Origin of the sequence: Frischella perrara, assembly GCF_000807275.1 — a bacterium.
GTDB classification, from domain to species: domain Bacteria; phylum Pseudomonadota; class Gammaproteobacteria; order Enterobacterales; family Orbaceae; genus Frischella; species Frischella perrara.
In genome coordinates, this window is record NZ_CP009056.1 from 1,962,129 (window position 1) to 1,978,692 (window position 16,564).

11 protein-coding genes and 1 pseudogene are annotated in these 16,564 nt (G+C 37.8%); all 12 read right to left on the minus strand.

The window, feature by feature from the left end; genetic code table 11:
• Window positions 1-110: 110 nt before the first annotated feature.
• Complete coding sequence (argH, locus tag FPB0191_RS08555; RefSeq protein ID WP_039105347.1) at window positions 111-1,496, minus strand: argininosuccinate lyase; 1,386 nt, start codon at window positions 1,494-1,496, stop codon at window positions 111-113.
• A gap of 229 nt (window positions 1,497-1,725) precedes the next feature.
• Window positions 1,726-2,949, minus strand: a complete 1,224-nt coding sequence (locus tag FPB0191_RS08560; RefSeq protein ID WP_039105349.1) for an argininosuccinate synthase — start codon at window positions 2,947-2,949, stop codon at window positions 1,726-1,728.
• A gap of 161 nt (window positions 2,950-3,110) precedes the next feature.
• The gene (argB, locus tag FPB0191_RS08565) at window positions 3,111-3,884 is read right to left on the minus strand and encodes an acetylglutamate kinase (protein WP_039105350.1); all 774 of its coding nucleotides are present in this window, start codon (window positions 3,882-3,884) and stop codon (window positions 3,111-3,113) included.
• A 15-nt stretch (window positions 3,885-3,899) separates the two neighbouring features.
• Window positions 3,900-4,910: an N-acetyl-gamma-glutamyl-phosphate reductase gene (argC, locus tag FPB0191_RS08570; RefSeq protein WP_039105352.1), complete on the minus strand. Its 1,011-nt coding sequence runs from the start codon at window positions 4,908-4,910 to the stop codon at window positions 3,900-3,902.
• 178 nt (window positions 4,911-5,088) lie between these two features.
• On the minus strand, window positions 5,089-6,615 hold the full coding sequence (locus tag FPB0191_RS08575; RefSeq protein ID WP_039105354.1) for an RHS repeat domain-containing protein: 1,527 nt from the start codon (window positions 6,613-6,615) through the stop codon (window positions 5,089-5,091).
• A 167-nt stretch (window positions 6,616-6,782) separates the two neighbouring features.
• A complete protein-coding gene (locus FPB0191_RS08580; protein ID WP_039106955.1) occupies window positions 6,783-7,457 on the minus strand; it encodes a hypothetical protein in 675 nt (224 codons plus the stop codon).
• Between the two features lie 2 nt (window positions 7,458-7,459).
• Window positions 7,460-7,609 (minus strand): hypothetical protein, encoded by a 150-nt coding sequence (locus FPB0191_RS12205; protein ID WP_162485172.1) that lies wholly within the window; start codon window positions 7,607-7,609, stop codon window positions 7,460-7,462.
• A gap of 118 nt (window positions 7,610-7,727) precedes the next feature.
• A complete protein-coding gene (locus FPB0191_RS08585) occupies window positions 7,728-8,402 on the minus strand; it encodes a hypothetical protein (protein ID WP_052236893.1) in 675 nt (224 codons plus the stop codon).
• A 392-nt stretch (window positions 8,403-8,794) separates the two neighbouring features.
• Window positions 8,795-10,663: pseudogene (locus tag FPB0191_RS08590) on the minus strand (RHS repeat-associated core domain-containing protein); the annotation flags it as partial.
• 160 nt (window positions 10,664-10,823) lie between these two features.
• A complete protein-coding gene (locus FPB0191_RS08595; RefSeq protein ID WP_052236894.1) occupies window positions 10,824-11,498 on the minus strand; it encodes a hypothetical protein in 675 nt (224 codons plus the stop codon).
• A 145-nt stretch (window positions 11,499-11,643) separates the two neighbouring features.
• Window positions 11,644-11,772, minus strand: a complete 129-nt coding sequence (locus tag FPB0191_RS12440) for a hypothetical protein (protein ID WP_272866961.1) — start codon at window positions 11,770-11,772, stop codon at window positions 11,644-11,646.
• Window positions 11,742-16,562, minus strand: a complete 4,821-nt coding sequence (locus FPB0191_RS08600; protein WP_052236895.1) for an RHS repeat-associated core domain-containing protein — start codon at window positions 16,560-16,562, stop codon at window positions 11,742-11,744. The genes FPB0191_RS12440 and FPB0191_RS08600 overlap by 31 nt, the downstream gene beginning before the upstream one ends.
• Window positions 16,563-16,564: the final 2 nt, after the last annotated feature.

Here is a 16,564-nt window from a genome sequence, read left to right on the forward strand (position 1 = left end):
GTTTTTAATAGCTTCATCATTATAATTGTTTCTCATAATAACTAATTTTTTATCAAAAACTAACCGTTAATACATGATTTTATTATATTTTTTTTGTTTTTACCATTCAATTAATTTAATATCCCAATTAAACAATTTTTAGCTTTTTTAATCGCTTTTGTAATTTGTAATGGAGATACACCACCTTTCGCACAACGTTTAGCTAAACATGATTCAATTGATAATATAGAATAAACATCATCTTCTATAACAGAACTAAATTGTTTTAATTCTTCCAATGTCATTTCCTCCAACGCTTTTTGTTTAGCTATTGCACCTACCACTGCTTCACCAACAATATGATGAGCTTCCCTAAAAGGGACACCTTTCGCAACTAAATAATCGGCTAACTCTGTTGCATTAGCATAGCCTTGTTTAGCTGCTTCTAAACACCGTTCATTATTAATTTTAATATCTTCTAAAACCAATACCGCCATTTCTAAACAATCGTGCCATGTATCAAGTGCATCAAATAGTTGTTCTTTATCTTCTTGCATATCTTTATTATATGCTAACGGTAACCCTTTAAAAGTCATTAATACAGCCGTTAATGCACCACAAACTCGACCAGATTTACCTCGAATCAATTCCAACGCATCGGGATTTTTCTTCTGTGGCATCAATGATGAGCCGGAAGTAACACGATCAGATAATTCAACAAAATTCGCTTCACCACTATTAAAAATAATCAAATCCTCGGCAAAACGTGACAAATGATTCATTCCTATGGCGGCATTACTTAATAACTCAATCACATGATCACGATCAGATACCGAGTCTAAGCTATTATTGGTTGCTTTAGCAAAACCTAAATCATGAGCCAATTTATCGCGATCTATCGGATAAGCGGTGCCAGCTAATGCGCCAGATCCCAATGGGCATACGTTTAAACGGGTTAATGTATCATTTAAACGATTGACATCACGGGTTAACATCTCAAAATAAGCTAAACACCAATGTGCAAAAGTGATAGGTTGTGCACGTTGTAAATGAGTAAAACCAGGCATGACAGAATTTTGGTATTTGTCGGCTGTATTAACTAATTGGCTACGCAGTTGATTAATGCTTTCGATTAATAATACTATCTCATCAACGCACCAGAGTTTTAAATCCGTAGCAACTTGATCATTACGGCTACGTCCCGTATGCAATTTTTTACCTAAATCGCCGACTATTTCAATCAATTGTTGCTCTACCCAGCTATGAATATCTTCTGCATTACTATTTAAAATCTGTTTAGGATCATCCTTAACCGCAATACGCAATGCTTGTAAAGCCGTTTCAATCTTTTGTTGTTCATCGATAGTTAATATACCAACCGTTTTCAATGCTTTTGACCACGCTATTGAGCCAATAATATCGTGTTCAACTAAGCGATAATCAGACCCTAATGAATCATTAAAATGTCTAAAACGATCATCCGCTGCTTGGCTAAAACGCCCACCCCATAATGCCATAGTTCCCTCAATTAAGCTGATTAAATTATTTTTTAATTATCATTGCGACCAATGTGAAATAGCGAATAATTGCATAAACATCGCCGTAAAGTTCTATTACTTTTTTTAATAATAAATATACTCAATTATGACAAAAAATAAATTATTCATTTATTAACGCTAAAGGCGATGTTAGCATCGCCCCATATCATAAATAGCTTCTCATTACATACGGTAATTATAACTGACTTTACTTATTTTTATTTGCTTCATTTAATGCTCTGATACGTGAAGAAAGCGAGAACAAACGGATAAATCCACCAGCATGACTATGATCATAAACTTCATCTTCACCAAATGTCGCAAATTCTTCATTGTATAGACTATATGGTGATTTCTTTTGAATCGCTGTTGCATTACCTTTATATAACTTAACAACAACTTCACCATTCATATTTTCTGCCAATACTTCAGCTGCAGCTTGTATAGAACGGCGGAATGGTGCAAACCAACGACCATCATACACGACGTAAGACATTTCTAATCCAAGTTGTTCACGCCACTTAAAGCTATCACGATCTAATACTAATTGTTCAAGCCCACGTAATGCCGTCATTATAATTGTCCCACCTGGTGTTTCATAGCAACCACGTGATTTAATACCAACTAAACGATTTTCGATAATATCTACACGCCCTACACCATGCTTAGCACCAATTTTATTTAGTTCAGCAACACAATGATATGGTGATAATACTTTACCATTAACTGAAATTACCTCTCCCTTGTCAATGCCAATTGTAACGAGTTCGGCTTCATCAGGTGCATCTTCTGGCGCCACTGTCCAAGCCCAACAATCAGCATTTGCTTGATTCCAAGTACTTTCTAATACGCCACCTTCTGTTGAAATATGCCATGCATTTTCATCACGGCTATAAATTTTTTCAACCGTTGCTGTCGTTGGAATATTTCGTTGTTTTAAATAATCAATAAGCGCTTCGCGTGAACGCAAGTTCCATTCCCGCCATGGTGCTATAACTTTTAATTGCGGAGCTAATGCCGTATACGTTGTTTCAAAACGGACTTGATCATTACCTTTACCCGTCGCACCATGACATAGCGCATCTGCACCGACTTCTAAAGCATATTCAACTTGTGCTTTTGCAATGATCGGTCTAGCCATAGAGGTCCCAAGATAATAAGTTCCCTCATAAAGCGCACCTGTTTTAAGCACCGGATAAACATAATCTTTAACAAATTCTTCACGCAAATCAACAACTCGACAAGCCACCGCACCTGATGCTTTGGCTTTTTTCTCTACATCAATTAATTCATTTTGATCTTGACCAACGTTAGCTACAAAAGCATATACCTCGCAACCTGAATAATTTTCTTTTAACCATGGGATAATAGCTGATGTATCTAAACCACCTGAATAAGCTAAAACAACTTTTTTAATTCCACTTTGTTTCATGTTATACCCTTTATGAATTTATATGCACTTGGCGATCTTATTTAGTTATGTAAAATCGCATTGAAATTTCACTTATTTGACCAAGCTTACCGCTCAGATGTTACTTCCTTTATATCTAAACTTAAAAAGTACTAATGTTTAAATACTCTATGACAGCACATTTAAACTTTAAGTGTTGTACCAATTGATTTACCATTAAATAAATCAATTAATTGATTACTTTCTTTCCAACTGGTAATGTGAATAGGTTTACCTAACATTGTTGCAGCCTCAAATACTGATTGCACTTTAACGACCATTCCACCTCGAATTACACCTTGATCAATTAACTTATTAGCTTGTTCATACGTTAATACATCTATACGTTGATTATTTTCATCTAAAACACCGTCAACATCCGCAAGCAATACTAAATCAGCATTTACCGTTTTGGCGATCGCTACAGCTGCATGATCAGCATTAACATTCATTAAATGCCCTTCAGCTGTAATGCCAATTGAGCTAATAATTGGTAAATATTCTTGTGAAAGTAATAAATTAAGTAACGTAGGATCACCCGCTGTGGCATCGCCAACGCAACCTAATTCAGGTGATAACTGTTTTACTGTCACACTGTTACCATCAGCTAAAGATATTCCAATACCTAGTAAATGATGTTTATATGCCTGAGCAAGTAATGCTTTATTTGCACTACCGGATAATGCACCCACAATGACATCAATTTGATCGCTCGGTGTAACTCTTAAACCATTACGACGTACAACGGGTAAGGCTAACCTATTCATCAAGTCATCGACTAAACACCCACCACCATGAACAATAATTAATGGTCGATGTTGTTGCGCCTTATAGGTACTTATTACAGCAAATAAATCTTCTAAAGCTTGCTTATTATCAAGTATGACACCACCTAATTTTATGACCAAGGGATTCATAATTTACACCTTATGTTAAATCAATGACGTCGTTTCATTAAATCCAAAACGAATATTCATGCACTGCATCGCTTGAGCCGCAGCTCCTTTTAATAAATTATCCTCAACTGAAATCATAATTAAATGATCGTCCTTGAGTACAAAACCAATATCACAATATGGCAAACCTTCGACTGATTTTAAAGAAGGCCAATCTTTTTGATAAATACGAACTAGCGGTTTATTCTTATAATATTTATTTAACGCATTCAAGATATCATCGGCAATAACACCTTGCTTAACTCGACAAGTTATCGTGGCATGAATACCTCGTTTAAAGTTACCCAAATGAGGAGTAAAAATGACTTGCTGATCTAAATGGTAGGCGATTTCAGGTTGATGACGATGTGCAAATAAACTATAAGCATGAATGCTGACTTCACAAAAATGGTTTTTTAAAGACGCTTTTCGCCCGGCACCACTAACACCACTAATTGCATTAATTACCGGCCAATAAGCAGGATCTAATAAACCTTCAGTAATCATAGGTTTTAATGGTAATTGGGCTGCTGTAGGATAACAGCCAGGTACAGCAATTAATTGCGCATTTTTGATAGCATTATCATTCCATTCTGCCAAGCCATAGACTGCTTTATCTAACCAATGTTTATATTGGTGAGTAAATCCATAATATTGTGTATAAAAATCAGCCAGATTCACGCGGAAGGCACCTGACAAATCAAAGACAATACATCCTTTATCTAGGAAATAAGGTGCTAAATCATGACTTACCACATGCTCAGTAGCTAAAAACACAATATCAACATTCTCAATTATTGAAGAGTAATCACTCGTCGCTATTAAAGGAAGATCAACGACCCCTTTAAGCTGAGGATATAGATCATAATCCGAAATCAATTTCCCCGCATCAAGGCTATTTCCCGAAACTGTTAATGCTGCTATTTCAACCTGAGGATGCTTACTTAAATAATAAGCAAGCTGGGCACCTGCATAACCACTAGCTCCAACAATTAATGCCTTTAACATCTTTATCCTTATTATTTTTAGCTATTTAATGAACACTAGAATAATCGATTTTATTCATCATTTCAACATTAAAGTGAATTATTATGCATTTATAATGAATTTTTATTTATTAATGAATATTAAGAATTAAATTATTTTGAATAGAATCCTAATAATTAAGGTTAAGACATATTTTGCTTTATAAGGTTATTAATATAAGAATGATCATGAGTTTCTTGAGTAAAGCATCATAACTACAAATATTGTTTGTTATAGAATAGCGAATTTGTTGTTGCTCATTGGCTTCACCACTTAACCGCATTCCCTGCCAACTAAAATCGGTGCCTGTTGTGGTATATCGCTGACTATATTTATCATAATGCTCCGTCGTCTTATTAATTCGTCGACCCAGCGCATCATATTGGTATCGGGTGATTGAGCGGTGTTGTAAACTCTCAACCCTCGCTTCTATAAGTTGATGTTCATGGTTATAACTGAACCACTGCGTGATGTTTTCAGCCGGTCGTTGCCGTTTAATCAGTCGACCAAAACCATCATAATCGTAGTGATAACCATTGTATTGTCGCAACTGATTCGCCCGGCATACGTCACCTTGCTCATTGAATAAATTACCTGCCGGGTCATATACAAAATGCTGCTGGTCTGTATATTCACGCTGCATCACCACTTGTTGCGCTGCATCATACTCATAACGTTGACTGTAACGAGCTCTACTATCTAGCGTTTGTGCTGGATAGTTACCGTAACCGTTAACTTGTTGTATTAAATTCCCCACTTTGTCATAGTCAAAGCGTTTGTCTATCAGCGGTAATGCATGACTACCTAAATCATTAAATGCCGTGCGTTTACTAGTCATTTGCCCCAAAGCATCAAACGTGATGCGCTGGGTCAGTTTACCTTGTCGACGACTAATCTCACGATGTAACCGGTCTCGCTCATACTCTGCAATATCATACATGGCTGTCGGCGTCTTAAAGTTCAATTGACTTAAGTGACCCGAGCCATAATAGAGGTATCCTAACTGATTACCATCCGGTAAAGTGTGATTGATGACATTACCTAATGCATCATAGCTGTATTGGTGTAAACCTTCATGATTTTGTTCTGCGATGAGTAATCCTAATTCGTCAGTAGTGAAGCTTAGAGTCTGTTGTTTATCGGCACTGACCGTTTGCCCCGCTAATTGTGCAGTAGCCCAATCGTATAATTCACTGCGTGTTAGCGTGGCTTGGTTCGGTTGATAGTGATATTCAGTGACATAATCTGGACTACGACGACGAGTTAGTCGTCCTATACTGTCATACTGGTAATCATAGATAATTGGATTAAAGTGTGATTCCTGATGGTTTTCAGACTCAAAATGCAGATTGTGTGGATAATGATATTGGCGAATTACCCGTCCTAATCGGTCATAATCATAACATTTACGTTGTCCGGTTAAGTCAGTTGAACTGATTAACTGATGATTGATATCATAACTAAAACGGTATGCTTCATCCTTCTCATTGTACAGTGCCACCAAACGCCCAAATCCGTCATAGTGGTAGCGAAGGCGTTTATTGTCAGGGGATAATCTTTCTTGTAACTGTCCGCGTCCGTTATAATGATACCTAGTCACCGTGCCATCAAAATCGTGTACTGCTTTCACTAAGCCAGCTTGATTATAAATGTACTGTTGACAACTACCATCCACCCGCTCAATCATGGTGAGACGATTGACGGTTGGTCATTGTGATTATCCAGTGCATCCACTTCTTCAATAGGGGTACAATATTTGCGCTAACACCGTTTTAAAAAGTAAAAGTTAATCACAATGTACTTTGATAATCTATAATCTGACTTTGGAAACTACTCCATTTTTAACTTGGTTTTTTATGAGGCAGTTAAATATTTATAAAATAAAATAAGATCACCATCAGGATTATTTTTCGCTAAAAAAGAATTATATTTTTCATCCAATTCAATAATTCGGTTTTGCTTTTTCAAAAGGTACAGAGCGGGATAGTATGTATTATCAATAATCCATTGTTCTGGATTAGATTGAATATTTGAAAACCATTTTTCTGCAAATAAAACACTTTGCACTAGTTGCGCTTTCCAATTAGGGATTTCATTAATATCATTAAAGGCTGTAACCCAAATAGAAAATCGATCATTAAAATCAGTCAAAGATTCATTTTCCTCTTTAAAATAACGCCAATCTGTTAACATCCTTAAGCAAAAATTACTAACCCTTGATTTTATTATTTTTTCTATTAAATTTTTATCGAAATTTTCTGGATGAATATAATTCTCATCTAACCATACTTTTTCAAGAACTTTATTAACTTCTTTCATAAATGGTTTATTCAATAAATTTAGGAGTAAATGTAGTGAAAAATAGCCCTTCCTTTTCGAAAGACGTATTTCATATTGATATATATTTTTAGTGTTACTATCATGAAATTCAAATATATTTTTCTTTTGCACAAATCCTTTTTGTTCAAACAAGGGCCCAATTACTTTAGCTATATCTAATATAACTTCATCTTTTGTTGTCTTATTCATTTTCATAACTTCCATAATGGTACTTGTGTTTCACTGTTGATGATACCAGTTGTTTTCGTAGTAGAAAGAGACGTGCCATCAATTTTAGTTGGCGCCTTCTTCCAAAATTCACCCTTTCCAAATCGAATAGTAAATATGATTACCCAGCGCATCCACTTCTTCAATAGTGGTCATAATATTTGTGCTAACACCGGTTTAAAAAGTAAAAGTTAATCACAAAGTACTTTGATAATCTATCATCTGGAAGCTACTCCATTTTTAACTTGGTTTTTATGAGGTAGTTAAATATTTATAAAATAAAATAAGTTCATCATCAGAGCTATTTTTCGCTAACAAATAACTATATTTTTCATTTAATTTGATAATTCTGTTTTGTTTTTTCAAAAGGTATAAAGCAGGATAATATGTTTTATTAATAATCCATTGTTCCGGATTAGATTGAATATCCAAAACCCATTTTTCAGTAAATAAAACACTTTGCACTAGTTGCGCTTTCCAATTAGGGATTTCATTAATATCATCAAAGACACACATCCAAATAGAAAATCGATCCCTAAAGTCAGACAAAGATTCATTTTCCTCTTTAAAACCGCGCCAATCAGCTAACATTCCTAATCTAAAATTGCTAAGCCTTGATTTTATTGCACTTTTTTTTGATTTATCGTCCCAACCTTCAAGATAATCATAATCTTTATCTAATAATACCTTTTTAAGTACTTCATTTACTTCTTTCATAAATGGTTTATTAAATAAATTTAGGTGTAAATGTAGTGAAAAATAGCCCTTCCTTTTCGAAAGACATATTTCATATTGATATATATTGTTAGTGTTACTATCATGAAATTCAAATTTGTTTTTCTTTTGCACAAATCCTTTTTTTTCAAACAAAGGCCCAATTACTTTAGCCATATCTAATATAACTTCATCTTTTGTTATTTTAACCATTCTGCTAATTCCTCTGGTGATACTTCTATTACTTTAGTGTTGATACCTTTTGTACCTTTATTAGCAAGTGTCTTTCCATATATATCATATGGCGCATTTTTGCCAAATATTACGTTATTTTCGCCAATTTTGCCCCTTTTAATTGCTTTATCTTTTGCCTTTTGAAGCGCTGATCTCGTAGCACCATTATATTTAACCTCGATAGCTGTTATTTTCCCTGTATTTAAATCTTGAACAAGAATATCAATATATCGCCCTCTACCTAGACCCGGAGTTTTTACATAAACTTGAGTATCCAAAACTTGAATATTAGATTTTTTACCTAGTTTTTCTGCAATATATTTTTCAGCGTTTTTCCCATTAATCCTATTATCAGCTAATTGCTCTGGGCTACACTTCAATCCCCACGGGTCAATCCAAGAGAGTGTATTAGGCGCATATTGGTATAGATTAATCCCGCCTGCCAGACCTATCGGGTCTTGTTGGGTAAATCGTCCGCAGTTGGGATCATAATAACGCAATGTGTTGTAATGTAAACCCGTTTCTTGGTCATAATATTGCCCCGCAAAACGCAAGTTTTGCTCTGTCTTATCTGAACTATACCACCGGTCTCGATTGCGTTGGTGTTTCAATTGCCCAAATAACGTATATTCCCCTAACCAAATTATTTCACCTTCCTCATTAGTTAGCTCCGTCGGTAAGCTGTTAGCTAACGTATGAAAATACTCAATCTGGTAGTGAACATCTGATGTCTTAGGGTGACGGTCACTTATCGCTCTGGCAATTGGCTCATAATCTTGTCCATTATAAAGATAGCGAATTTGTTGTTGCTCATTGGCTTCACCACTTAACCGCATTCCCTGCCAACTAAAATCGGTGCCTGTTGTGGTATACCGCTGACTATATTTATCGTAATGCTCCGTCGTCTTATTAATTCGTCGACCTAGCGCATCATATTGGTAGCGGGTGATTGAGCGGTGTTGTAAACTCTCAACCCTCGCTTCTATAAGTTGATGTTCATGATTATAACTGAACCACTGCGTGATATTTTCAGCCGGTCGTTGCCGTTTAATCAGTCGACCAAAACCATCATAATCGTAGTGGTAACCATTGTATTGTCGCAACTGATTCGCCCGGCACACGTCACCTTGCTCATTGAATAAATTACCTGCCGGGTCATATACAAAATGCTGCTGGTCTGTATATTCACGCTGCATCACCACCTGTTGTGCTGCATCATACTCATAACGTTGACTGTAACGGGCTCTGCTATCTAGCGTCTGTGCCGGATAGTTACCGTAACCGTTAACTTGTTGTATTAAATTTCCCACTTTGTCATAGTCAAAGCGTTTGTCTATTAGCGGTAATGCATGACTACCTAAATCATTAAATGCCGTGCGTTTATTGGTCATTCGTCCCAAAGCATCAAACGTGATGCGCTGGGTCAGTTTACCTTGTCGACGACTAATCTCACGATGTAACCGGTCTCGCTCATACTCTGCAATATCATATATGGCTGTCGGCGTCTTAAAGTTCAATTGACTTAAGTGACCCGAGCCATAATACAGGTATCCTAACTGATTACCATCTGGTAAAGTGTGATTGATTACATTACCTAATGCATCATAGCTGTATTGGTGTAAACCTTCATGATTTTGTTCTGCGATGAGTAACCCTAATTCATCAGTAGTAAAGCTTAGGGTCTGTTGTTTATCGGCACTGACCGTTTGCCCCGCTAATTGTGCAGTAGCCCAATCGTATAATTCACTGCGTGTTAGTGTGGTCTGGTTCGGTTGATAGTGATATTCAGTGACATAATCTGGACTACGACGGCGAGTTAGTCGTCCTATACTGTCATACTGGTAATCATAGATAATTGGATTAAGGTGTGATTCCTGATGGTATTCAGACTCAAAAGGCAGATTGTGTGGATAATGATATTGGCGAATTACCCGTCCTAATCGGTCATAATCATAACATTTACGTTGTCCCGTTAAGTCAGTTGAACTGATTAACTGATGATTGATATCATAACTAAAACGGTATGCTTCATCCTTCTCATTGTACAGTGCCACCAAACGCCCAAATCCGTCATAGTGGTAGCGAAGGCGTTTATTGTCAGGGGATAATCTTTCTTGTAACTGTCCACGTCCGTTATGATGATACCTAGTCACCGTGCCATCAAAATCGTGTACCGCTTTCACTAAGCCAGCTTGATTATAAATGTACTGTTGACAACTACCATCCACCCGCTCAATCATGGTGAGAAGATTAGCGACTGATAAGTGTGGCTATCCAGTGCATCCACTTCTTCAATAGGGTTACAATATTTGCGCTAACACCAGTTTAAAAAGTGAAAGTTAATCATAAAGTACTTTGATAATTTATCATCTGGAAACTATTCCATTTTTAGCTTAATTTTCATGAGGCAGTTAAATACTTATAAAAGAAAATAAGCTCATTATTAGATTTATATAGTGTTAAAGAATAATTATATTTTTCATTTAACTCAATAATTCGGTTTTGTTTTTTCAAAAGGTACAAAGCTTGGTATATTGTATGGTCAATTATCCATTGTTCCGGATTAGATTGAATATCCGAAACCCATTTTTCAGTAAATAAAACACTTTGCACTAGTTGCGCTTTCCAATTAGGAATTTCATTGATATCATCAAAAACAGAAAACCAAATAGAAAATCGATCATTAAAGTCAGACAAAGGTTCTTTTTCCTCTTTGAAATTACGCCAATCAGTTACCATTCCTAAATTATAATCGCTAAGTCTTATCTTCATTGCGTATTTTATCATTTCATCACTACGGCCATCTAGACGAATAAAATCCTCATCTAACCATACTTTTTTAGCTACTTTATTCACTTCTTTCATAAATGGTTTATTCAATAATTTTAGGCGTAAATGTAGTGAAAAATAGCCCTTCCTTTTCGAAAGAAGTATTTCATATTGATATATATTGTTAGTGTTACTATCATGAAATTCAAATATGTTTTTCTTTTGCACAAAACCTTTTTGTTCAAACAAAGGACCAATTACTTTAGCTATATCTAATATAACTTCATCTCTTGTTATCTTAACCATTCTGATAATTCCTCTGATGATAATTTTATTACTTTAACGGTGATACTCTCTATTTTTTTACCACCAAGTAAAGTTCCATTTTTATCTGGTGGCGCATTTTCCCAAATATACCTTTCCCTTTTTCCATTCCTATATCCTTTGCTTCTTAAGGTGGTGATCTCATAGCGCCATTATATTTATCCTTGATAGCTGTTAATTCTCCTGTTTTCTTATTTTGAATAAGAATATCAATATACCTTCCACCTATAACTTCATCTTTTGTTGTCTTAACCATTTTGCTAATTCCTTTGGTGATACTTTTATTTCTTTAACGGTGATACTCTCTATTTTTGTGCTTCCAAGTGAAATTCCATTTTTATCTGGTGGCGCATTTTTCCCAAATATGCCTTTTCCATTTTGCATTCCTTTATCCTTTGCTATTTGAGACGGTGATCTCATAGCGCCATTATATTTAACCTCGATAGCTGTTAATTCTCCTGTTTTCTTATTTTGAGTAAGAATATCAATATACCTTCCACCTGGACCTTCTCCTTCTACTTTTACATAAACTTGACGACCTAAAACTTCAACATCAGGATCCTGTAATTGTTTCCAGTAAATATAATCTTCAGCTTTTTTTCCATTACTCCTATTTTTGGCTAATTGCTCTGGGCTACACTTCAATCCCCACGGGTCAATCCAAGAGAGTGTATTAGGCGCATATTGGTATAGATTAATCCCGCCCGCCAGACCTATCGGGTCTTGTTGGGTAAATCGTCCGCAGTTGGGGTCATAATAACGCAATGTGTTGTAATGTAAACCCGTTTCTTGGTCATAATATTGCCCCGCAAAACGCAAGTTTTGCTCTGTCTTATCCGGATTATACCACCGGTCTCGATTGCGTTGGTGTTTCAATTGCCCAAATAACGTATATTCCCCTAACCAAATTATTTCACCTTCCTCATTGGTTAGCTCCGTCGGTAAGCTGTTAGCTAACGTATGAAAATACTCAATCTGGTAGTCAACATCTGATGTCTTAGGGTGACGGTCACTTATCACCCTAGCAATTGGCTCATAATCTTGTCCGTTATAAAGATAGCGAATTTGTTGTTGCTCATTGGCTTCACCACTTAACCGCATTCCCTGCCAACTAAAATCGGTGCCTGTTGTGGTATATCGCTGACTATATTTATCGTAATGCTCCGTTGTCTTATTAATTCGTCGACTCAGCGCATCATATTGGTATCGGGTGATTGAGCGATGTTGTAAACTCTCAACCCTCGCTTCTATAAGTTGATGTTCATGGTTATAACTGAACCACTGCGTGATGTTTTCAGCTGGTCGTTGCCGTTTAATCAGTCGACCAAAACCATCATAATCGTAGTGGTAACCATTGTATTGTCGCAACTGATTCGCCCGGCACACATCACCTTGCTCATTGAATAAATTACCTGCCGGGTCATACACAAAATGCTGCTGGTTTGTATATTCACGCTGCATCACCACCTGTTGTGCTGCATCATACTCATAACGTTGACTGTAACGGGCTCTGCTATCTAGCGTCTGTGCCGGATAGTTACCGTAACCGTTAACTTGTTGTATTAAATTTCCCACTTTGTCATAGTCAAAGCGTTTGTCTATTAGCGGTAATGCATGACTACCTAAATCATTAAATGCCGTGCGTTTACTGGTCATTTGCCCCAAAGCATCAAACGTGATGAGCTGGGTCAGTTTACCTTGTCGACGACTAATCTCACGATGTAACCGGTCTCGCTCATACTCTGCAATATCATACATGGCTGTCGGCGTCTTAAAGTTCAATTGACTTAAATGACCCGAGCCATAATACAGGTATCCTAACTGATTACCATCCGGTAAAGTGTGATTGATTACATTACCTAATGCATCATAGCTGTATTGGTGTAAACCTTCATGATTTTGTTCTGCAATGAGTAATCCTAATTCGTCAGTGGTGAAGCTTAAGGTCTGCTGTTTATCGGCACTGACCGTTTGCCCCGCCAATTGTGCAGTAGCCCAATCGTATAATTCACTGCGTGTTAGCGTGGTCTGGTTCGGTTGATAGTGATATTCAGTGACATAATCTGGACTACGACGACGAGTTAGTCGTCCTATACTGTCATACTGGTAATCATAGATAATTGGATTAAGGTGTGATTCTTGATGGTATTCAGACTCAAAATGCAGATTGTGTGGATAATGATATTGGCGAATTACCCGTCCTAATCGGTCATAATCATAACATTTACGTTGTCCGGTTAAGTCAGTTGAACTGATTAACTGATGATTGATATCATAACTAAAACGGTATGCTTCATCCTTCTCATTGTACAGTGCCACCAAACGCCCAAATCCGTCATAATGGTAGCGAAGGCGTTTATTGTCAGGCGATAATCTTTCTTGTAACTGTCCGCGTCCGTTATAATGATACCTAGTCACCGTGCCATCAAAATCGTGTACCGCTTTCACTAAGCCAGCTTGATTATAAATGTACTGTTGACAACTACCATCCACCCGCTCAATCATGGTAAGTCGATTGGCCACTGAATAGTGGTAATGCGTATTCTCACCTTGTGCATTTTGCTCTAATCTCGTGCGTCCCCATTCATCATAATACCAATAATGGCTGTAACCCGAGCAGTCAACAAATCGCTTAAGCTGACCACTTGCTGTATAGTCATAGTAAGTATGATTACCCAGTGCATCCACTTCTTCAATAGGGTCGCCCCATTCATTGTAACGGTAACACGTTTTCCCTCCTTTCGGGTCGGTAAACGTAATCAGGTCACCGGTGTCATTGTACTCATAACTAACATATGCTCCATTAGGATAACGACGATTTAATGGAACAAAAAAATCAGTATCCCATGAGGTACCCGTTTCTTCACCCAACGGATTAACCACTACCTCTAAGTTACCGTACTCATCATAACTAAAGTGGTATTGTCCCCCTTCAGCATCTGTGATGCCAGTCAGCGCTGATTTATCATTCCAAGTAAATTGCCAGTGACTGCCATCGACATCAGTAAACGCGGTAATTTGACCCAACTCATCCCACTGCCGGTAAGATATTCCCAACCCTTCCTGATGTAAAATCAATGTTTGGGCAGCTAAATCGTATTCAAAACGACAATACTCTTGTCGTGCATTATTTATTTTATCTGTATCTGTATCGGTCTGGTCACTTTCGTCGGTTAACCATTGCTCTGATACAGTCCAACGAACGCCACCATCATGGTCAGGCACCGATTGCCGTTGCCAACGATAATGTGAGGTTAACCCGCTAGCATAACGGTGTGCACTCATCAGTCCACTTTGTTCATCATAACAAAACGTTCGTAAGCAATAATCTTGTGCATCATAAACAGCGATTAACTGCTCGGCATCGTTATAAACATAACGAACCAGTAATCGCTCATGCTCTTTGTTTTCAGTGCTTTGTTGGTAAACAGCGTGTAATCGATAGGTGACTTTGTCTTGTGTCGATAGTGGGGCAGTGACCTGCGTGTGTTCCGGTGCCTGATAACTTAGTCGAATGCACATATCATGATTATCATCATGAATATGCGTTAAACACCCTTGTGCATCATAAACGTAACTTAAACTGTTTTCATGGCGGTCTTGCTTCTTATACAGACGTAAATGGTTTGGTTGATGAGGGTCGGCCTCAAAAATAAAATAATCACCCTCCGTCGTCTCCAGCATAAAGATATTTTGCAAGCTACGATATAACCGAAAACCTTCATCAACATAAAAAGCATATTGCCCTAATTCAAGATGACCTAATCCTAACTCCCGACCAGAATAGTCAGTATAGATAATATTATCAAGCTCTGCATCTTGAGGGTTTGGCTCTATACGGAGTGTTATCTCAAAGGGTAATGTCCAACCCACGCCTAACACACCACTGCGATGATTACGACTGTGATATAAACGTTGCCAGAATAACGGTATTCGTCCCGCTAACTCAAAATCACAGTCTTCCGCTCCCGCAAGAAGCTTGGCTCCCGTCGTAAAATGAACCGGATGTTGGCTTGAAGTCGCTCGATTAACAGCCTCACCAACAACTCCACCGACAACTGAGCCAATTGCTGTGCCAAGGGCTTCAGAGGCTAGCGCACAACCAATACATTTTATTGATTGACGTATACCGTTTTTCAATAAACCAACTAATAATCCACCTACAATCTCCCCGGCTAAACTTGCAAACGGATTTTTACCACTTTTAATATCTCGTACAACAACACTTTCACCACCGATCTTCACCAATCGATCGGATTGCTTATGACTGATTTTTGCTTCACAAGTACTGCGGTCACCATTACGACAAGCCGGTTGGCTATTAATAAAGACTGATCTGGAGCCTTCCGCCAGATAAAGGTCACCACCAAAATAATGCCACTTTTCGCAGGTGATTTTATCCATATCCGCCGGTGTCGTTCCTGGCATCGCTGATGCAACAGTCGGTGCTAATATATTATCGGCAACACTAGCAAAAAACCCTTTAGGCGGAGGGGGAGGCGGGGCATCCTCTGCGGGTGGTGGTGGGGCTGGTTGAGGCTCGGCTTTATTATCACCTGCTATTAAATTTTTGGCAGCCTTGGCTGCAACTAAAGGAAAAGAAACAACTTTCAGCATGCGCTCCGCAATTTCCTCTGCCTTATTTAGGTAGGGATTTTTTGGCTCACTATCATCTTGCGCTTGTGCATAATTCTCTGCGGCTAACTTTTCCAGCGGTGGTTTCCCGGCTGCCCGGGCAGCTTCCATCCCTTTTATTTTGACATTTGGGGAGCCTTCAATAATCGTGCCATCAAGATTCTTCCCCCCAAAAAACTCCCCAATGGCATCACTGACATTATCAATGACATCACCAATCACAAATCCCGCAGCAAGACCTACGCCTACCGACAATGCTAAAGCCGCCCCGCCTGTCAGACCAGTAGCTGCCACCGCAGCCACACCAATGGCGGCATAAATCGCCCCTTTAACGACGCCACTAATAAAATCAGCAAGCAATGATGGGTGCTCTAATTTATCCCCTAACTTAGCCGCCAGACAATCGCCCATCT